General features: G+C 73.6%; 12 protein-coding genes. 5 read left to right on the top strand and 7 right to left on the bottom strand.

Annotated features, from left to right (window positions below):
- Window positions 1–14: 14 nt before the first annotated feature.
- Window positions 15–1157: a glycosyltransferase family 4 protein gene (locus Asi02nite_RS25315; protein WP_203716409.1), complete on the bottom strand. Its 1143-nt coding sequence runs from the start codon at window positions 1155–1157 to the stop codon at window positions 15–17.
- 137 nt (window positions 1158–1294) lie between these two features.
- On the opposite strand from Asi02nite_RS25315, the gene Asi02nite_RS25310 reads away from it, so the two are divergent.
- A complete protein-coding gene (locus tag Asi02nite_RS25310) occupies window positions 1295–1972 on the top strand; it encodes a TIGR03089 family protein (RefSeq protein WP_203716408.1) in 678 nt (225 codons plus the stop codon).
- On the opposite strand, the gene Asi02nite_RS25305 is transcribed toward Asi02nite_RS25310, so the two are convergent.
- A complete protein-coding gene (locus tag Asi02nite_RS25305; protein WP_203716407.1) occupies window positions 1965–3920 on the bottom strand; it encodes an acetoacetate--CoA ligase in 1956 nt (651 codons plus the stop codon). The two genes, Asi02nite_RS25310 and Asi02nite_RS25305, sit on opposite strands and share 8 nt — an antisense overlap.
- Before the next feature lie 87 nt (window positions 3921–4007).
- On the opposite strand from Asi02nite_RS25305, the gene Asi02nite_RS25300 reads away from it, so the two are divergent.
- Complete coding sequence (locus tag Asi02nite_RS25300) at window positions 4008–4664, top strand: hypothetical protein (RefSeq protein ID WP_203716406.1); 657 nt, start codon at window positions 4008–4010, stop codon at window positions 4662–4664.
- A gap of 61 nt (window positions 4665–4725) precedes the next feature.
- The gene (locus tag Asi02nite_RS25295; protein ID WP_203716405.1) at window positions 4726–6366 is read left to right on the top strand and encodes a hypothetical protein; all 1641 of its coding nucleotides are present in this window, start codon (window positions 4726–4728) and stop codon (window positions 6364–6366) included.
- Window positions 6367–6370: 4 nt separating this feature from the next.
- Here the strand turns inward: Asi02nite_RS25295 and Asi02nite_RS25290 are convergent, their stop codons facing one another.
- Window positions 6371–7534 (bottom strand): acyl-CoA dehydrogenase family protein, encoded by a 1164-nt coding sequence (locus Asi02nite_RS25290; protein ID WP_203716404.1) that lies wholly within the window; start codon window positions 7532–7534, stop codon window positions 6371–6373.
- Window positions 7535–7813: 279 nt separating this feature from the next.
- Between Asi02nite_RS25290 and Asi02nite_RS25285 the strand changes: the two genes are divergently transcribed.
- Complete coding sequence (locus tag Asi02nite_RS25285) at window positions 7814–9241, top strand: UDP-glucose dehydrogenase family protein (RefSeq protein WP_203716403.1); 1428 nt, start codon at window positions 7814–7816, stop codon at window positions 9239–9241.
- 180 nt (window positions 9242–9421) lie between these two features.
- A complete protein-coding gene (locus tag Asi02nite_RS25280; RefSeq protein WP_203716402.1) occupies window positions 9422–14668 on the top strand; it encodes an SCO7613 C-terminal domain-containing membrane protein in 5247 nt (1748 codons plus the stop codon).
- A 22-nt stretch (window positions 14669–14690) separates the two neighbouring features.
- Here Asi02nite_RS25280 and purE read toward each other — a convergent pair whose 3' ends face one another.
- From purE to Asi02nite_RS25260, 4 genes are all read right to left on the bottom strand, one after another.
- A complete protein-coding gene (gene purE / locus Asi02nite_RS25275) occupies window positions 14691–15188 on the bottom strand; it encodes a 5-(carboxyamino)imidazole ribonucleotide mutase (protein ID WP_203716401.1) in 498 nt (165 codons plus the stop codon).
- Window positions 15185–16336 carry a 5-(carboxyamino)imidazole ribonucleotide synthase gene (locus tag Asi02nite_RS25270; protein ID WP_203716400.1) on the bottom strand — a complete coding sequence of 384 codons (1152 nt, stop codon included), beginning with the start codon at window positions 16334–16336 and terminating at the stop codon, window positions 15185–15187. The genes purE and Asi02nite_RS25270 overlap by 4 nt, the downstream gene beginning before the upstream one ends.
- A 24-nt stretch (window positions 16337–16360) precedes the next feature.
- Window positions 16361–18358 carry a thioredoxin domain-containing protein gene (locus Asi02nite_RS25265; RefSeq protein WP_203716399.1) on the bottom strand — a complete coding sequence of 666 codons (1998 nt, stop codon included), beginning with the start codon at window positions 18356–18358 and terminating at the stop codon, window positions 16361–16363.
- An 83-nt stretch (window positions 18359–18441) separates the two neighbouring features.
- Window positions 18442–19383 carry a helix-turn-helix domain-containing protein gene (locus Asi02nite_RS25260; protein WP_203716398.1) on the bottom strand — a complete coding sequence of 314 codons (942 nt, stop codon included), beginning with the start codon at window positions 19381–19383 and terminating at the stop codon, window positions 18442–18444.
- Window positions 19384–19519: the final 136 nt, after the last annotated feature.

Below are 19519 nucleotides of genomic sequence, written 5' to 3'. Positions count from 1 at the left end.
TGTCGAGACAGAGCCTAGGCTCGCGCCCGTTGCCAAGCCGCGATGTGCACCTCGGCGCTGGACTCCCAGGTGAACTCCTTGGCGCGGTCGTGGCCTGCCTTGGCCAGCGCGGCGCGGCGGGGCTCGTCGTCGAGCAGGGCGGCCAGGTCGATCGCGATCTGGGCCGGATCTTCGCTCGTGTAGGCGACCGCCTCGCCGCCGACCTCGGGCAGCGAGAGCCGGGGCGTGGTCAGCACCGGCACCGCGCAGGCCATCGCCTCGAGGATCGGCAGGCCGAAACCCTCACCGAAGGAGGGGTACGCCGCGACGAGGGCGCCGCCGAGGAAGCCGGGCAGGTCGGCGTAGCGCAGGTAGCCCGGGCGTAGCAGGCGCAGGTGCCCGGGCACGTCGGCGACCGCGCGGTCGATGTCGTCGTCGTGGCCCTGGCCGCCGGCGATCACCAGCGCGGGCGGGTTGGGCCGGTCGTGCACCGCCTTGACCCACCCACGGATCAGGCTCGGCACATTTTTCCGCGGCTCCTTGGCGCCGAGGAAGGCGATGTAGCTGGTGCCGGCGAGCCCCAGGCGGGCGGCGACGCGGGCCTTCTCCTCGAGCGCCGGCGGGTGGAAGGCGGTCGGGTCGACGCCGTGGTAGGCCACGTCGACCCGGGTCGGGTCGGCGTCGAGCAGGCGGATCAGCTCGTCGCGGGTGGCCTTGCTCGGCACGATCACCCGGTGGGCGCGGCGCAGCGAGGTCTTGATCGCGCTGCGGAAGAACGTGCGCCGGGACTTGTCGTAGTGCTCCGGCTCCGTGAAGAACGTGGCGTCGTGGACGGTGACCGTGACCGGGCAGCCGGCCCGCAGCGGGCAGGTGTAGAAGGGCGAGTGCAGCACGTCGGCGCCGACCTGCTGGGCGAGCAGCGGCAGCCCTGTCTGCTCCCAGGCGAGCCGGGCCGGCCGGTGGGCGACCGCGGCGGGGGCGGCGACCACCTCGGCGGCGGGCAGCATCCGGCTGTAACGCTCCGCGTCGGTGCGCAGGCCCACCACCGCGAGCTCGACCTCGGATCCGATGACCTTGCCTAGCGCGCCGAGCAACCCGTCGACGTAACGGCCCACGCCGCCGCGGTCGGCGGGGACGCTGGTGGCGTCGACGAGGACGCGGGGCGGACCGGAAGTCACGGTGCGGGCTCCTCAGGGGTGCGATGTGTGCCAGGCCACTATGGCCCCAAGCCTACGCTGGGCTCCCGACAGGCCGGAGCCGGTGACACCGTCACGACACGGCGAACGATCGATGGCTAACCGGTAAGGTGCGACCGATGGTCGAGGAAAATACGGGCGAGATTGCCCGGATGTTCGCGGCAGCGATCCGGCGGGACCCGACAAGGCCGCTTTTGACCTGGTACGACGACGCGACGGGCGAACGCACCGAACTGTCCGGCGCCACGCTCGACAACTGGGTGCAGAAGACCGCCAACCTGCTCGTCGACGGCGGCGGGCTGGGTGACGGCGACCGCGCCGGCGTGCTGCTGCCCCCGCACTGGCAGACCGCGGCCGTGCTGCTCGGCTGCGCGGCGGCCGGCGTCGAGGTGGCCGGCGAGCCGGGCCCGGTCGACGTGCTGTTCGCCGCCGAGGCGCGGATCGCCGAGGCGGCCGACTGGCCCGCCGGTGACCGCTTCGCGCTCAACCTGCACCCGTTCGCGCTGCCGATGCGGGACGTGCCGGCCGGCTGGCAGGACTACACGGTCGCGGTCCGCGCGTTCGGGGACGTCTTCCCCGCGTACCCCCGGGGTGCGAGCAACGCGAAACCCGCCGATCCGTTCGGCCTGCTGCCGGGTGACCGGGTGCTGATCGACACGGCGACGCACCCGGACCCGCGCGACTGGCTGCTCGCCCCGCTGGGCGCCGGGGCCAGCATCGTGCTCTGCGGCAACCTCGACCGGGCGAAGGTGCCCGGCCGGATCGCCAGCGAGCAGGTCACCCGCGACCTCAGCTGACCCCCTCGCGGGCCAGCTTCTCGAACGCCGCCAACGACTCCGGGTTGGCCAGCGCGCCCTTGGCCGCCGCGGCCTCCACCGGCGCGCCGGTGAGGATCTTCTTGACCGGCACCTCGAGCTTCTTGCCGGACAGCGTGCGCGGCACGCCCGGGACGCGGTAGACGGAGTCGGGCACGTGGCGGGGCGACAGCGCCGTACGCAGCTCTTTGGCGATCTTGGCCGTCAGGTCGCCGTCGAGGTCGCGCCCGTCGGTGGTGACCACGAACAGCAGCAGCTCGCCGGCCCCGCCCTCGCTGTCCTCGAGGTGCACGACCAGCGAGTCGGCGATCTCCGGCAGCCCTTCGACCACCGAGTAGAACTCGGCCGTCCCGAGCCGCACGCCGCCCCGGTTGAGCGTGGCGTCCGAGCGGCCGGTGATCACGCAGCCGCCGTGGTCGTTGATCGTGATCCAGTCGCCGTGCCGCCAGACGCCGGGATAGACGTCGAAGTACGCCTCCCGGTAGCGGCTGCCGTCGGGGTCGTTCCAGAAGCCGACCGGCATGCTCGGCATCGGCTCGGTGATCACCAACTCGCCGAGCTGGTCGATCACCGGGGTGCCGTCCGGCGCGTACGCCTCGACCGCCGCACCCAGCGCCCGGCAGGCGATCTCGCCGGCGCGCACCGGCAGCAGCGGCACGCCGCCGACGAAGCCCGTGCACACGTCGGTGCCGCCGGACAGCGACTGGAGCTGCAGGGTGTCGCTGACGGCCGCGTACACCCAGGCGAAGCCTTCCGGCGGCAGCGGGGCGCCCGTCGAGCCGAGGCCGCGCAGGGCGCTCAGGTCGTGGCTCGCGCGCGGCACCATGCCGTCTTTCCGGCAGGCGAGCAGGAACGGCGCGGATGTTCCGAAATACGTCATTCGGGTGTCTTCCGCCAGCGCCCACAGCGTGTCGAGGCTCGGCGCGCCGGGGTTGCCGTCGAACAGCACGATGGTCGCGCCGACCGCCGGGCCGGAGACGAGGAAGTTCCACATCATCCAGCCGGTCGTGGTGAACCAGAAGAACCGGTCGGCCGGGCCCAGGTCGTGGTGCAGGGCCAGCATCTTGAGGTGCTCGAGCAGGATGCCGCCGTGCCCGTGCACGATCGGCTTCGGCAGGCCCGTGGTGCCCGACGAGTAGAGCACGTAGAGCGGGTGGTCGAACGGGACCGCGGCGAAGGTCAGCGGCTCGTCGGTGGGCGCCGTCAGGTCGGCCCAACCCGGGTCGGAGCCGGGCGTGAGGTAGTCGATCATGACCAGGTGCTCGACCGACGGCAGCGCCGCGCGGATCGCGGCCACCTCGGCGCGGCGATCGACCGGCTTGTCGCCGTAGCGGTAGCCGTCGACCGCGACCAGCACCTTGGGCTCGATCTGCTGCCAGCGGTCGCACACGCTGCGGGTGCCGAACTCGGGGGCGCACGACGAGAACAGGGCGCCCAGGCTGGCGGTCGCCAGCATCAGCACGTACGTCTCCGGGATGTTCGGCGCGTACGCCGCGACCCGGTCACCCGGGCCGACCCCGAGGCGGCGCAGGCCCGCGGCGCAGCGCCGTACCGCTTCGCGCAGTTCGTCCTTGGTCAGGGTGACCGGCGCGCGGGTCTGGCTGTGTGCGACCACGGCGGGATCGTCGCCGGCCCGACCGGGCATCCGCAGCACGTTTTCCGCGTAGTTGAGCGTCGCGCCCGGGAACCAGCGGGTGCCCGGCATGTGGCGGTCGGCGATGGTCGCGGTCGGTGGTGTGTGGCTGACCACCTCGAAGTAGTCCCAGATCGAGCCCCAGAAGGCCGGGAGGTCACGGACCGACCACTCCCGCACCGCCTCGTAGTCGGCGAACGCCAGCCCCCGCTCTCGTTCGAGCCACCGCAGGTAGTGGCCGATGCGGCTGGTCTGGCGTACGTCGGACGGCGGCGTCCACAACACCTCGTTGCTCATCCGGCCATCCTCCCTTATCAGGGCCGGTACGCATGTGGGTCCCACACACACATTCACGGGTAGAACTCGCTCCGGTACGGTGCTCGCGTGCGTCATCTGTGGAGCCTGCTCGCCGGCATCGTGGCCGCGCCGCTGGTCTGGATCCTGCTCGCACTCGGCCAGGACGGTTCGACCTCGACGATCACCACCTGGGCCGAGACCTCGGCTTTCAACACGGCCCGGCTGATCGAGCCCGCGGTCTACCTCGGCGCCGCCGGCATCGCCCTCGGCCTTCTCGCGACGCTGCGCTGGTCGCCGCTCGGTCCGCTGGTGGCCGGGCTGCTGCTGATGGCGCCGTACGTCGGCATGTTCATCGCGCCCCTGCGGGTGCGGTCGGCGGTCCCCGGCGGGTGGCGGCTGTTCGGCGACCCGCTGCCGCTGCGCCTGCCGCTCGACAACGGCACGCTGTTCTTCCTCGGCCTGGTGCTGGCGATGGCGGCGTTCAGCCTGCAGCGGTGGCGGCGCTGGCCCGTGGTGGCCGCGCCGGCTGCGTCCGGTGCTTCGTCCGGTGTGGACGACACCGACCCGGACCTGTTCGCAGGCGGCGGGTTCCCGAGCGATCCCGACAGCAAGCCGCCGACGCTCGCCTACCCGCCGGCCGACGTGCCCCGGCAGCAGCCGTTCGGCGGTGACACGCCGACCGCCGGCGGGTCGCCGTGGGCCTCGCCGCCGACGCCGTACCGGCCGCAGGGTAAGGCCGAATAGGCGACAGAACTCGCCGCCCAGGCGGGGTACGGTGCGCTGACCTACCCCGTCGGGAGGCGCGATGCGTCACCTCTGGTCGTTGGTCCTGGCGCTGGTGCTCGCACCGGCCGTCTGGGTGTTGTCCGGGTACGGGTCGAACGAGGTCGCGTCCGGCGCGGGGGGCTTCGACCTGCGGCTGATCGGCGGCTTCGCCGCCCTGGCCGCCGCCGGTGTGCTGCTGACCCTGCTCGTGCTGACCCGGCTGTCCCCGGTCGGCCCGGCCGTGGCCGGGGTCGCGTTCATCGCGACGAGCGTGTGGGCGTCGCAGAGTGCGGCGCTGTTCCGGGACCTGCTGTCCGTGTCCGTGTTCGAGCGGAACGCGGGCCTCGTCAACCCGGTGACCTCGATCGGGCCGGTGATCGGAACGCTGCTGCTGTTGACCGTGACGAGCCCGCGGCGCTGGCGGCAGCGCGAGGCGGCGGCGCCGGCTCCGGGTTATCCAAGTGTCGCCGCGCCGCCGGGCTATCCGCCGCCGCCGTATCCGACCTCGCCGGCGTTCGCGGCGGCGCCGGGTTCGCCGGCGGGTCCGTATTCGACGGGGGTGCTCTACGGGCCCGGGTACGGGTCGCCGGTCGCGCCCACATCCGGCACTCCGGCGCCGACCAGCGGGGTGCCGGCACCCACCTCTGCGCCGCCCGGCAGCCCGCCGCCGGTGTCCGCGCCGCCGTCGGGGGCACAGGCCGGGTCACCGCCGCCTGGGCCGGCGCATCTGCCGCCGCCACCGTTGGTCTCGCCGCGACCCGGGGCACAGGCTGGGTCACCGCCGCCGCGGCCCGAGCACTGGCCGCCGCCGTTGGCCACGCCGCCGCCCGGGGCGCAGGCCGGATCGCCGCCGCCCGGGCCTGAGCATCGGCCGCCGCCGGAGGCGCAGGCCGGGTCACCGCCGCCTAGGCCCGAGCACCGGCCGCCGCCGGGGCAGTTCCCCTTCGGCGTGCAGGGCCAGCTTCCGCCGCAGCGGCGGGACAGGCCGCTGCCGCCACCGCCGCCGCAGTTCACGCCGCACGTGCCGCGTCAGCCCGGTGCTGACGAGGTGCAGGACGCGGCGGAAGCCACGACCCGGCTGGGTCCGAGCGCGCCGGCACCGACGGACGAGACGACGCGCCTCGTGAACCCGCCGCCGGACGACGCCACGACCAGACTCGGCGCCCCCGCGGAGGACGAGACGACGTTGCTCTCCGGCCCGGCGCGGGACGACCCGACAACGCGGCCGGGAGACGAGACCACGCGACTCACGGCGCCGCCGCCGGACGAGGCGACCACCCGGCTCACCAGACCGACCCCGGACGACAACGCGACCCCGCCGGGACCGCCACCAGACGACCGGACCACTCGACTGTCCGCCCCGGCGCCAGACGATACCACCACCGGGTCCGGACCGGCGCCGGAAGGCGAGACCACGCGGCTCACGAGGCCTGCCGGGGCCGGGGGCGGGGAGCCGGGCGGTGAGGGCGGCGGCGTCACCGACGGTGATGACGAGCAGACGACGGTGTTGCGGTCCGGGGATGAGGAGGAGACCACCGTCCTGCGGCCCGGTGGGGTCGAGGACGGGGGCACGCGGTCGTTGCGGGGCGAGCCGCCGCCGGCCGCCGCCTACCCGCCGCCCGGGCATGCCACCCCGACCGCGCCGCCGACGGATCCGGACGAGACCCGTCGGCGGGGGTGAGCGGTCAGCGGGTCAGCAGCTGGCGGGCCATCACCACGCGCTGGACCTGGTTGGTGCCCTCGTAGATCTGCGTGATCTTGGCGTCCCGCATCATCCGCTCGAGCGGGTAGTCGCGGGTGTAGCCGTACCCGCCGAGAAGCTGGACCGCGTCCGTGGTGATCTCCATGGCCGCGTCGGAGGCGAAGCACTTCGCGGCCGCACCGAAGTAGGTGAGGTCGGCGTCGCCGCGCTCGGACCGGCCGGCCGCCGCATAGGTGATCTCCCGCGCCGCGGTCAGCTTCATCCCCATGTCGGCGAGCATGAACTGCACGCCCTGGAAGTCGGCGATCGGCTTGCCGAACTGGTGCCGCTCCTTGACGTAACCGAGCGCGTAGTCGAGCGCACCCTGCGCGATCCCCACGGCCTGCGCGGCGATCGTGACCCGGGTGTGGTCGAGCGTCCGCATCGCGGTCGCGAAGCCGGTCCCCGGCTCGCCGATAAGCCGCGAATCCGGAATATGCACATTGTCGAAGTAAACTTCGCGGGTCGGCGAGCCCTTGATGCCCAACTTCTTCTCCGGTGCGCCGAACGACACACCGGCATCCGACTTGGACACCACGAACGCCGAGATCCCCCGCGACCGCGCGCCGGGCTCGGTGACCGCGAAGACCGTGTAGAAGTCCGACACCCCGGCGTTGGTGATCCAGCGCTTGACCCCGTTCAGGATCCAGCCGCCGTCGGGTGCCCGCTCTGCCCGGGTCGTCATCGACACGGCGTCACTGCCCGCCTCGGGCTCGGACAGACAGTACGAGAACATCGCCTCGCCGCGCGCGACGGGCGGCAGGAACTCGGCCTTGACCGCGTCGGAACCCGCGAGCAGCAACGGCATCGTGCCGAGCTTGTTGACGGCCGGGATCAGCGACGACGCCGCACAGGCCCGGGCCACCTCCTCGATCACGATCGCGGTGGCGAGGGCGTCCGCACCGGCACCGCCGTATTCCACCGGGATGTGCGGCGCGTGGAAGTCGGCCGCGCGCAACGCCTCGTACGACGCCTTCGGGAACTCGCCCGTCTCGTCCGCGTCCGCGGCGTTCGGCGCGACCTTGGCGTCGCAGACTTCGCGCACCGCCGCGCGGATGGTCGCGTGCTCTTCGGGTATTTGGTAAACGTCGAACGAACCGTCTGTCATGATTGCGGCCCTCCCCTTGGCCGGCGGTGAGCGCCACCGGTAGCGTGCGTCGGGCATGCTTCTATCCGGCCCTGTGCCGAGGGTACCGACCGGTAACGTCGGCTCGGGTGCGCGGTGGGTAGGCTCACGCACTATCCTTCGCCTGCGCGGCGGGCGCAGCCCACCGTAAGCGGAACAAAGAACAAGTGTCCTAACTGACGCGCCGTGCGGGCGCGGCCAGCCCCGGCAACCCGACGTGGCGCACAGTGGCGCCGCCGAGTGCGAGCGGAGAACCAAGGCGTGACGATCCCGTACCCGAACACCCAGCCCATGCCGGCGATCGCGGCGGTGACGCCCCCGTCCGGAGCCGCCCGCCCGCGGCTGACCTTCCTCGGCACCGGTTACCTGGGTGCGACGTACGCCATCTGCTACGCGGAGCTCGGCTACGAGGTGCTCGGCGTCGACGTCGACGAGCAGAAGATCGCGGGCCTGGCCTCCGGCACGGTCCCGTTCCACGAGCCCGGCCTCGACGAGCTGCTCAAGCGGAACCTGGCCGCGGGCCGGCTGCGCTTCTCGACCGACTACAAGGAAGCCGCCGACTTCGGCGACGTCCACTTCATCTGCGTCGGCACCCCGCAGCGGGGCGACGGCATGGGCGCCGACCTGACCTACGTCGAGAGCGCGGTCGTCAACCTCTCGCAGCACCTGACCCGCAAGGCGCTGATCGTCGGCAAGTCCACCGTCCCGGTCGGCACCGCCGAGTGGATCGAGCAGCTCGTCGGCAAGCACGTCGCCCCCGAGCTGGGCGTCGAGGTCGCCTGGAGCCCCGAGTTCCTGCAGGAGGGCTTCGCCGTCGAGGACGTGCTGCGCCCCAACCGCATCGTGGTCGGCGTGAAGAGCGACTGGTCCAACGGCCTGCTCTACTCGGCCCACAAGGGCGTCTTCGACCTGGCCGCCACCGAGGACCGCGAGGTCCCGCTGGTCATCACCGACTTCTCCACCGCCGAGCTGGTCAAGGTCGCCGCCAACGCGTTCCTGGCCACCAAGATCTCGTTCATCAACGCGATGGCCGAGGTCTGCGAGGTCGCCGGCGGCGACGTCACCCAGCTCGCCCGCGCGATCGGCTACGACCCGCGCATCGGCAACCGCTTCCTGCAGGCCGGCGTCGGCTTCGGCGGTGGCTGCCTGCCCAAGGACATCCGCGCGTTCCAGGCGCGGGCCCAGGAGCTGGGCGCCGGCGAGGCGCTGCGGTTCCTGCACGAGGTCGACCTGATCAACCTGCGCCGGCGCACCCGGGTGCTCAACCTGGCCGCCGAGCTGCTCGGCCGGCGCTCCGGCCCGGCCGGTCCCGACCTGTCCGGCGCCAAGATCGCCGTGCTGGGCGCGACCTTCAAGCCCAACTCCGACGACATCCGCGACGCGCCGTCGCTGGCGGTCGCCGGGCTGCTCCTCAAGGCCGGCGCCGACGTGCGGGTCTACGACCCAGAGGGCATGGACAACGCCAAGAAGGCGTCGCCCGACCTGACCTACGAGCCGAGCCTCAACGACGCCGTACGCGACGCGGACCTGGTCTGCGTGCTGACCGAGTGGGCCGACTTCCGCAACGCCGACCCGGTGGCCCTGGCCGACCTGGTCAAGGGCAAGAAGGTCATCGACGGCCGCAACTGCCTCGACCCGGCGCTGTGGACCCAGGCCGGCTGGGAGTACCGCGGCATGGGCCGCCCGTAACAAGTCCGTTCTGCCGAAGGGCGCTTCCGGGGTTCCAAACCCCGGGGCGCCCTTTCACATTGGAGGGACGTCACCGATTTCGGGTGTCGCGTCCGGACACGCCCAAAGGGACTGTTCAATCGACGTCCGGTATGGGCATGCTTCGGTATAGGCGTCACTGTCCTGCCGCGGAGAGGTGCGATGGAAAGGTATCCGTGTCCCTCCTGCGGCCGGGAGATCGATCCCGCGCCCCGGTGCCCGCACTGCAACGCTGAGCAGGGCAGATGGGCCGACGAGGTGGCGCGCATCGAGCGCGAGATCGCCGAGATCCGGCGCGAGGACATCCGGGTCGCCCGCGAGCAGCGGCTCCTCGCCCAGCGGATGCAGGCCGCGCAGTTCCAGCGGGACATCCTGTCCGCCGCCAACCAGGAACGGCTCAAGGAGCAGCTCAAGAAGCCGCGCCGGGTGCTGCGCCGGCGGGTCGCGCGCCGGCCGCCGACGGCCGACCCGACCGGGCCGCGGATCCCGCGCCAGCAGCCCGCCGCGGCGCCGCCGCCCGAGCCGCCTCCGCCGCCCCTGATCCAGGACCTCGACGACGAGGGTGTACGCCCCGAGGCTTCGCCGCGCGAGATCCAGAACGTCTACCTCGGCCTCGGTGCGCTGCTGCTCGGCGTCGCCGCCGTGGTGTTCGCCGGCGTCACGCCGTACGCGATTCCCCGGCTCGTGATCCTGGCCGGTGCGACCGCCCTGATGCTGGGCGTGGCGCCGTTCATCCGGGCCCGGCGGCTGAGCTCGACCGCCGAGACCATCTCCGCCGTCGGCCTGATCCTCGTGCCGCTCATCGGCTACGCCCTCTACCTGGTGCCCGACGTGCGCGGCGGGCCCGTGCCGGGAGACGTGTTCGCCGGCATCGTGTTCGCGCTGACGGCTGGCATCGCCGCGATCTACGCGAGCGCGACCGGGCTCAGCGTGCCCCGGTACGCGACGGTGCTCGCGCTGCAGCCCGTCATCCCCCTGCTCACCCACCGCTGGATCGAGGGTCCGACCGGCTGGGCGTTCTCGCTGGCGGCGGTGGCCGCGCTCGACATCTGGCTGGGGCGGCAGTACGCGGCCTTCGGTGCCCTGGTCCCGCCGGCCTGGTCGGTCCGGCTGGTCCCACCGCCCCCCACCGAAGCACCGGCCGGCGAGACCGCGACCAGCGAGACGAAGGTCGAGACGGACGCCCCGAAGGTCTCCCGGATCGTCTCGACGCCGCCCCGGCAGCGCACCGAGCCCGATCTGGAGGGGCCCGACGCCCCGACCCGCCCGGAGAGCCAGAGCCAGAGCCGACCCGAGTCCGCCGCCGAGGAAGCCGACGTGGCCGTCGACGCGGGCGAGCCGGACGCGCCCGTTTCCGGGCCGCCGCGGCAGACCGAGGTCGCCGCCCGCTGGCTGCGGGAGATGTCCTGGGTGCTGTTCGGCGTGGCGATCGGCGCCGCGCTCATCTACGCCGTCGCCGGGCTCGTCGACGCGCGCACGCTGCCGGCCGCCACCGTCGCGGGCATCGCGCTCGTGGTCGCCGCCGGCGTGGGCCTGGTCGGCTCGCTCTCGCTGCGCCGCCGTCCGCTGCCCGACGTGGCCGGCGGCATCATGACGCTGGCCATCATCGGCGCGGCCGGCCGGGTCGCCTCGGTCGCGCTGCCCGGCCACGCGCTGGTCGTGATCGCCGCGATCATCGCGCTGATCGGCCTCGCCCTGCGCGCGCTGCCCGACGACTCCCGCCGCGGGCCGCAGATCGCGTCCACCGCGGCGCTGCTCGTGATCGGCATGGTCATCGCCGGCAACACGCTGCGCGCCGCGATCGCGCCGATCGACGCCGCGCTGCCGATGTGGCAGGCCGACCTGACCGTCTACGACGAGCGCCTGGCAGCGGCCCTCGGCACCGCGCAGTGGCAGCTGGCGGTCGCGGCCGCCCTGCTCACGGTCGCCGCCGTGCTGGCCGCGCCGACGGAGATCCGCCGCGAGCTCGCGGTGGCCGGCGCCGCCCTGACCGCGCTGGCCGCGCCCGCGTCGTTCAACCTCGGCTGGGCCGCCGCGCCGTGGCCCCCGGCGATCGCCGCGATCGCCATCGGCGTGGCCGGTCTGTGGGCCCGCACCACCCGGGCCGGCATCGCCCACGCCGCCGGTGCCGCGCTGGTCGGGCTGGCCGCCGCGGGAGCCGGCGCGGCCCGCCCGGGTCTCAGCGCCGCCGTGCTGTTCGTGATCGCCGCCAGCGGCGCGCTGATCGCCGCGGCCGCGCGGACCGCCGCCGTCCGCGACAACGCCGGCGCCGAGCCGGTCGGCGAGTGGGCGGCCGGCGGCGCCGCGCTCGCCTTCCCCGGCGCCGTCGCGAGCTTCGTCGCTGCGACCGTGCCGGCCGACGCCGCGACCGTGCCGGTGCTGGCCACCGCCTTCCTCGCGGTCTGCGCGACCCTCAGCTTCGCGGCGCTCAACCAGGTCGCCGAACGGCATCTGAGCATCCCCCTGACCGTGGGCACCGGGCTGGGCGCGATGGTCGTCGCGATCGCCGCGTTCTCGGCCGGCCAGGCCACGACGGCCGACAAGCTCGTCGGCGCGCTGATGCTGGTCGCGGCCGTCCTGCTGTTCCTGGCGCCGTCGATCGACCACGGCCGGCGGGCCGACCGGATGCTCGACGGTGCCGACTTCGCGTCGGCCGCCGCCACCACCGCGCTGATCGGCGCCCTGGCCCGGATCGCGGCGATCCTCGCGCCCGGCGGTGAGATCGCCACCGTGGCCGCGATGATCCTGCTCGTCGCGATCGTGGTCCGGGCGCTGCCGGAGGACTGGCGCCGGGGCCCGGCGCTCGGCATCGCGGTCGGCGGGGGCGTGATCGCGCTGATCGCCGGCTACCAGTCGCTGGCCGGCGGGCTGCGCATCCTGGCGACCCCGGGGGCCCTGTGGGAGGCGGATCTCAGCCAGTGGCCCGGCAGCACGGGTACGGCCGGCGCCTGGCAGGCCCCGGTCGCCCTGGTGCTGCTCGCCGGCGCGGCCGCGATCGTGCTGCCCCGCCCGTGGTCCTACGACGTCGCCGGCGTCTTCGTCGGCCTGGCCACGATCGGCGCGCCGGCGGCCCTCGGCCTCCCCTGGTACTCGCCGATCGTCGTCGGTGGCGCCGTCGCCACCGTCTACGGCGTGACCGCGGTGATGGCCACCGACCCGCGGGCCGGGCTCGCCCGGATCTGGGTCGCCGCCGCGGTCGCCCTGCACGCGGTCGGCGCCAGCGTCGTGCGGCCGTGGACGACGGCGGCCGCGCTCGCGATCATCGTGCTGATCGGCGTGGTGGTGGCCGCCCTGGCCGGCACGGTCGTGGCCGGCCCGCCCGGCGACGCGGAGCCGGACGACGAGCCCCGCCGCGCGACCACCGAGTCGTCCGGCTACCCCGACGCTGAATCGGCACCCCCGGTCGGCGGCTTCGCGACGACCGGCGCGGCGGCCGGCGCCGGCGGCGGCGGCGGAGAAAGGATCACCGTGCCCGCGGGCGCGCCGATGGGTGCCCCCGCCGGCGGTGGCACCGCGACCGCGACCATGCCGCGCCCCCGCCCGGCCGCGACCGCCGAGCGCCTCGACGAACCCGCCGAGTTCGCCGCCCCCCACCTCAACACCATCGGCGGCCTCGCCCTGGGCGGCGCGCTGCTGGCGCTCCCCGGCGCGCTCGCCGGCTTCGCCGCGTCGGTCGGCAGTTCCGCCGTCGTGGTCCTGACCGCCGCCCTGGCCGGCTCCAGCCTCGGCATGGCCCTGCTGGCCTGGTCCCGCGCCCGGATGGCGCCGTTCCTGTCCTACGCCTCGGTCGGCCTCGCCGGCGGCGCCACGGTCACCGCCGGCACCGCCCTGGCCACCGGCGTCTCCCCGGGCGTCTACGCGGCCGCCGCCGCCATGCTCGGCATCCTCGCCGAACTGCTGCGTTCCACCGTCTCGCCCGGCGGCGAGGAGGAGCAGGTCCGCCGCTGGAGCGCGCGGGGCCCCGGGCAGTGGCGCCGGCTGTCGGGCGCCTCCGGGCGACGGTGGTCGCTCGACCCGTCGACGGGTGCGCTGCTGCTGGCCGTACCCGGTGCGCTCTTCGCCCTCTATGCCCTCGGCCCGGCGCTGGTCGCGGCCCTGATCGACCCGCTACAGGTGGTCAACCACGTCTGGGAGGGTCCGCCGCCCGCGCTGCTCGATCCGCCGGCGGGCGCCGTCGAGCCGTCCAACGTGCTCGCCGCCCTGCTGCTCACCGTCGCCGCCGGTCTCGCGGCGCTGGCGTTCTCCGGCGGCCGCACCGCCCGGGCCATTCCCGTCGTGCTGCCCGGCCTCGCCGTGACCATCCTGATCACCCCGGTGTCGCTCGGGTTCGGCTGGCCGCACAGCACGCAGGCGGCCCTGGCCGTCTTCGCGATCTGCATGCTCGGGCTCGCGCTGACCCCGCCGCCACCCGAGTCGGAGCTGGCCCAGTCGCTGCGCTCCGCCCGGATCGCCGCCTTCGTGGTCGGCCTCGCCGCCGGCAACGCCGGCCTGGCCGGCAGCCTCGCCACCCGCTGGCTGACGCTCTTCACGCTGGGCAGCGCGGTGCTGGTCGGCGCGACCGCCGCGCTCTACGGCAGGACCGAGCGGTCCCGCATCCTCGGCTGGCTGTTCGCCGCGATCATGGGTCAGGCCTTCGTCCTGACGCTCGGGCTGGTCGGCGGCCTGCCGCGCACCTCGTCCGCGTTCGGTGTGCTCGCGGTCGGCGCCCTGCTGCTGATCGGCGCGGCCCTGCTGCCGCGGCTGCGCCGCCCCGAGGCGATGCGCGAGGCGACCACGGTGGAGTGGAGCGGCTACGCGGCCGGCCTGATCGCCTTCGCGCTCGCCTTCGACTCGCGACCGCACCTCGCCGGCCTGCTCGCCGCCTGGGGCGCCGTGCTCAGCGTGGCGGCCGGGCGGCCCGGGCGCCGGGCGTCCCGCCGCCGGGTCATCTTCTACACGGGCCTGGGCTGCGAGGTGGCCGCCTGGTGGCTGCTGATGGACCTGGCCGACGTGCGGCTGCTGGAGGCGTACACCCTGCCCTTCGCCGCGGTCGCCCTGGTGGCCGGCGTGATCGAGCTGCGCCAGCGCCCGTCGCTCGGAAGCTGGGTGGCGTACGGCCCGGCCCTGGTGGCGGCGTTCCTGCCGACCACGGTGCTGGTGCTCGCCCGCGACACCAACGACACCCGCGAGCTGCTCCTGCTCGTCGGCGCGGCGGCGACGCTCGTCTTCGGCTCGATGGTCAAGCAGCAGGCGCCGTTCATCGTGGGCGCGGTGGTCACCGCCGTCTCGGCGATCCACTTCACCGTGACCCGGGTCGGCCCGTACTACGTCGTGCTGCCGATCGGCGTCATCCTGCTGATCCTGGGCGCCAGCAACGAGAACCGCCGCCGGGCCCAGGAACGGATCCGCAGCCTACGCGGGATGCGCTAGGTCAGGCCGACGGCGCGGCGCGTCAGGCCGGCCGCAGCGATGCCTTGAGCGCGGCTTCCTTCTCGGCCACCAGCACTTCCAGGCCCGCCTGGAAGTCGATCATCCGCTGCCGCAACGCCGGGTCGGCGGCGGCGAGCACGCGGACCGCGAGCAGCCCCGCGTTGCGGGCACCGCCGATCGAGACGGTGGCCACCGGCACGCCGGCCGGCATCTGCACGATGGACAGCAGGGAGTCCATGCCGTCGAGGTATTTCAACGGCACGGGCACGCCGATCACCGGCAGCGGGGTGGCCGAGGCGACCATGCCCGGCAGGTGCGCGGCGCCGCCGGCACCGGCGATGATCACCTTCAGGCCGCGGTCGGCGGCCGTCCGGGCGTACGCGATCATCTTGTCCGGGGTCCGGTGCGCCGAGACGACGCCGACCTCGTAGGCGACGCCGAACTCGTCGAGTGCCTCCGCCGCGGCGCGCATCGTCGCCCAGTCGGAGTCGCTGCCCATGATCAGGCCGACGTCGGTCACTCGTGTGTCCCTTCGCGGAGCCACCAGGCCGCGCGGGCGGCGCGGGCGCGCAGTGTTTCGAGGTCGTCGCCCAGCACCGTCACGTGGCCGATCTTGCGGCCGGGCCGGGTCTGCTTGCCGTAGAGGTGCACCCGGGCGCCCGGGTCCTCGGCGAACAGGTGGTGCATCCGCTCGTCGATCGACATGCCGCCGGGCGGCCCGCCGAGCACGTTGGCCGACACCACGACCGGCGCGGCCAGCGCGGTGTCGCCCAGCGGGTAGTCGAGCACGGCGCGCAGGTGCTGCTCGAACTGCGACGTCCGGGCGCCCTCGATCGTCCAGTGCCCGGAGTTGTGCGGGCGCATCGCCAACTCGTTGACCACGAGCCCGGCCGGCGTCTCGAACAGCTCGACCGCGAGCAGGCCGACCACGTCGAGCGCGGTCGCCAGGTCGATGGCCAGCTTCTGCGCCTCGACCGCCAGATCCTCGGGCAGCAGCGGCGCCGGGGCCAGCACCTCGACGTTGATGCCGTCGCGCTGCACGGTCTCGACGACCGGGTACGCCGCCACCTGACCGAACGGCGACCGCGCCACCTGCACCGCCAGCTCGCGGCGCAGCGTGACCAGCTCCTCGGCGATCAGCTCGGTGCCGCTGGCCAGCACCTCGGCGGCCGCGTCGAGCGAGTCGACGACCCAGACACCGCGCCCGTCGTAGCCGCCCCGGGCCGCCTTGAGCACGAGCGGCCAGCCGGTCCGCGCGCCGAACGCCGTCAGGTCGGCCGGCGACGCGATCGGCGTCCAGCGCGGCACCGGTGCGCCCAGCTCCGACAGCCGCTCGCGCATCCGGCGCTTGTCCTGCGCGTACACCAAGGCGTCGGCGGACGGGAAGATCTTCACGCCGTCGGCGGCCAGGGCGCGGATGTGCGCCTCCGGCACGTGCTCGTGGTCGAACGTGACGACGTCGCAGGCCTTGGCGAAGGTGCGCAGCGCGGCCAGGTCGGTGTGCGCGCCGATCTGCACGTCGGCGGCGACCAGGGCCGCGCCGTCGTCGGGATGAGCGGCGAGCACGCGCAACGACTGGCCGAGGGCGATGGCGGCCTGGTGGGTCATCCGGGCGAGCTGGCCCGCCCCCACCATGCCGACGACAGGCAGTCCGGTCCTGGAGTCCATAGCGCCACAAACCCTATAGCCGGGTCACCGGCGGGCGAGCTGCGCGGTGAGATCCGCCACCGCCGTGGTCGGGCGGTCACAGACGAAACCGCGGCAGACGTACGCGGTGGGCGCGCCGTCGAGCAGCGGGCGATCCGCCAACAGGGGTACGCCCGGCGCGTCCGGTGGGCCGACGAGCACGACGGCGCCGGGCGGGGCCAGCTCGTACGCGGTCGCGACCAGCGGGTCACCGGTCGGGTCGGCCGTCGTGGCGATGACGACCTCGTACGGCCCGGACAGCAGCGCCTCCCCCGTGGCCGCCGCGTAGCCGCTGAACCGCGGATGCTGCCCCACGATCGGCGCGACCGTGCCGAGCGCCGCCTCCGCCGCCTCGCGGTAGCGCGGCTCCCCGCGCAGCGCCGTGTAGGTCGTCAGCGCCGCCGCCAGCGTCGACAGCCCGGACGGCGTCGCGTTGTCGGTCGGGTCCGCCGGCCGGGTGATCAGCCGCTCCGCGTCGTCGGCGGTGTCGTAGTAGCCCCCGTTGCCGGTCGGGAAGTGGGCCAGCGCGGCGTCGAGCAGCGTGCCGGCCAGGTCGAGCCAGCGCCCGTCCAGCGTCGCCTGGTGCACGGCGCAGAACGCCTCCGCGACCGCCCCGTAGTCCTCGAGCACGCCCGGCGGGTCGCCGACCACACCGTCGCGGGACACCCGGCGCAGCCGGCCGTCGACCACGTGCCGGTCGGCCAGCAGGGTGGCCGCCCGGACAGCCGCCTCCAGCGACTCGGCGCCGCCGGTGGCGAAGTAGTGGTCGACCAGCCCGGTGATCGCCAGGCCGTTCCAGGCGGCGACCACCTTGTCGTCCCGGGCCGGCTGGGGACGCTGGTCGCGCGCGGCCAGCAGCCGGGCCCGCACGTCGCTCCAGCGGTCGACCACGGGCGGGTTGGCGTCGTCCATGTCCCGGGCCAGCCGCAGCACGCTGGTGCCCTTCTCGAACGTGCCGGCCGCGGTCACCTCGAAGACGTCGGCGGCGTACGGGCCGTCCTCGGGCCCCAGGGCCTCGGTGAGCTGCCCGGGCGTCCAGGCGTAGGTCAGGCCCTCCACCCCGTCGGTGTCGGCGTCCAGCGACGACGCGAAGCCGCCCTCGGGCGTACCCAGGTCGCGGATGATGAACCGGGCCGTCTCGTCGGCGATCCGCCGCGCCAGCGGGTCACCGGTCAGCCGCCACAGGTGCGTGTAGACGCGCACGAGCAGGCCGTTGTCGTACAACATCTTCTCGAAATGCGGCACGATCCAGCGCGCGTCGACGCTGTAGCGCGCGAAACCGCCGGCGAGCTGGTCGTAGATCCCGCCGCGGGCCATCGCCTCGCAGGTGTGCCGCACGATTTCGAGCGCCTGCGCGTTGCCGGTGCGCTGGTAGTGGCGGAGCAGGAACAGCAGGTTCATCTGTGGCGGGAACTTGGGCGCGCCCCCGAACCCGCCGCTCTCGCTGTCGTAGTCGGTGGCCAGCTTCGCCGCGGCGGCGTCGAGCAGGTCGGCGGTGAGCGGCGAGCTGGCGCCACCGAGCGCCTGTGCCCCGCCGATGGCCTCGACGACCGCGGCGCCCTGCCGCATGACCGCCTCGCGCTGGTCGCGCCAGGCGTCGGTGACCGACCGCAACAGGTTGGTGAAGTTGGCCTTGGGAAAGTAGGTGCCGCAGAAGAACGGCGTGCCGTCGGGCGCCGCGAACACCGTCATCGGCCAGCCACCCTGCCCGGTCATGGCCTGGGTCGCGGTCATGTAGACGGCGTCGACGTCGGGCCGCTCCTCGCGGTCGACCTTGACGCTGACGAAGCCCTCGTTCATCAGCTTCGCCACACCGGCATCTTCGAACGACTCGTGCGCCATCACGTGACACCAGTGGCAGCTCGAATACCCGACCGAGACCAAAATCGGGACATCTCGCCGCCTCGCCTCCTCGAACGCCTCAGAGCACCACGGCCACCAGTCCACCGGGTTCTCGGCATGCTGGAGCAGATACGGCGAGGTCGCAGAGCCCAATCGGTTCACATCGGCCAGCGTCTCACATCGGGAGGAGCGAATATCCGGATTCGGAAGCCGCCCCATGGCCATACGATTTGGACGCTACCCACTCACGCGCCATCACGTGGACCCGCCCACCGGGATCCGTCTCTACGCTGGCCCTGAAACCTTCCTTCCGGAGCGGCGGCAAAAGGGGGTGGCGCTTGGTTCCGGTCGTTGACCGCGTGCGTGTCGCTCGACCAGCAGCTGAGGATGGATAGTGCGTCGTGGCTGGCGCTGCCCGTGGGCGCGGTGTAAGTGACGAGCGTTTGATCAGCTGTTGCGCACAGTCGCAGGGCCTGCCAGTCGAGGTCGACGGTTCCGATCAGGGGATGGTGCAGGCGTTTGCGGCCGGCGCTGGTGATGCGAACGTCATGGCCCGCCCACCACCGTCGGAAGTCATCGTCTTGGAGGCAGAGTTCGCCGACGAGTTGGGCCAGTTGCGGGTCGTTGGGGGTGTGGACGGCGTCCATGCGCAGGCGGGCAACGGCTTCGGCGGCGACCCGCTTCCAATCGGCATAGAGGTCACGGACTCGGGGCTCGAGGAAAACCAGGCGGACGAGGTTGCGGTGTTGTCGCGGCAGGACCGCAAAGTCGAGGAACAATGCGGTGGCGGCGGTGTTCCAGGCGAGGAGGTCGGTGCGGCGCCCCAACAGGAGCGCGGGCGTGGGGCCGAGTGCGTCGAGCAAGTCTTGGACGGGTGCGGCGACTTGGGCTGATCGGGAAGCAGGGCGACGTCGGCTGTCGGGCTGGGTAAGTAACCTCAGGTACGCGTGTTCGTCGTCAGTCAGCTTGAGGGCGCGAGCAAGTCCGTCGAGGATGTTATTGGAGGCTGTGGTTACCCGGCCTTGTTCGAGGCGGGTGTAGTGGTCGGCGCTAACGGCAGCGAGGTAGGCGACCTCCTCGCGGCGAAGGCCTACCACCCGTCGTGGGTTGCCGATCGCCGGCAGACCGACGTCTTCCGGCCTGATGGCCGCTCGCTTGGCTTTCAAAAAGTGTCCGAGCTCGCTCACGCCGCCCAGTGTCACATCCGTGTCTCGCCTGTTCCTGGGGTGCTGCTCCCCAGGAACACGGTGGCCGGTCACCACACGCCTCTGGCTGCTGCGACGAGCTGGGCTGACGCTTGTCGGGAACTGATCGCACCACTTC

Source organism: Asanoa siamensis (assembly GCF_016862555.1).
GTDB lineage: Bacteria > Actinomycetota > Actinomycetes > Mycobacteriales > Micromonosporaceae > Asanoa > Asanoa siamensis.
The sequence above is the reverse complement of the archived record's forward strand: the minus strand, read 5'-3'. Positions and strand labels throughout refer to the sequence as shown.

What these genes read in the sequence shown, in the direction of transcription:
- Asi02nite_RS25310 (WP_203716408.1), top strand. Translation starts at nt 1,295, where the DNA reads ATGGTCGAGGAAAATACGGGCGAGATTGCCCGGATGTTCGCGGCAGCG.
- Asi02nite_RS25305 (WP_203716407.1), bottom strand. Translation starts at nt 3,920, where the DNA reads ATGAGCAACGAGGTGTTGTGGACGCCGCCGTCCGACGTACGCCAGACC.
- Asi02nite_RS25295 (WP_203716405.1), top strand. Translation starts at nt 4,726, where the DNA reads ATGCGTCACCTCTGGTCGTTGGTCCTGGCGCTGGTGCTCGCACCGGCC.
- Asi02nite_RS25290 (WP_203716404.1), bottom strand. Translation starts at nt 7,534, where the DNA reads ATGACAGACGGTTCGTTCGACGTTTACCAAATACCCGAAGAGCACGCG.
- Asi02nite_RS25280 (WP_203716402.1), top strand. Translation starts at nt 9,422, where the DNA reads ATGGAAAGGTATCCGTGTCCCTCCTGCGGCCGGGAGATCGATCCCGCG.
- Asi02nite_RS25270 (WP_203716400.1), bottom strand. Translation starts at nt 16,336, where the DNA reads ATGGACTCCAGGACCGGACTGCCTGTCGTCGGCATGGTGGGGGCGGGC.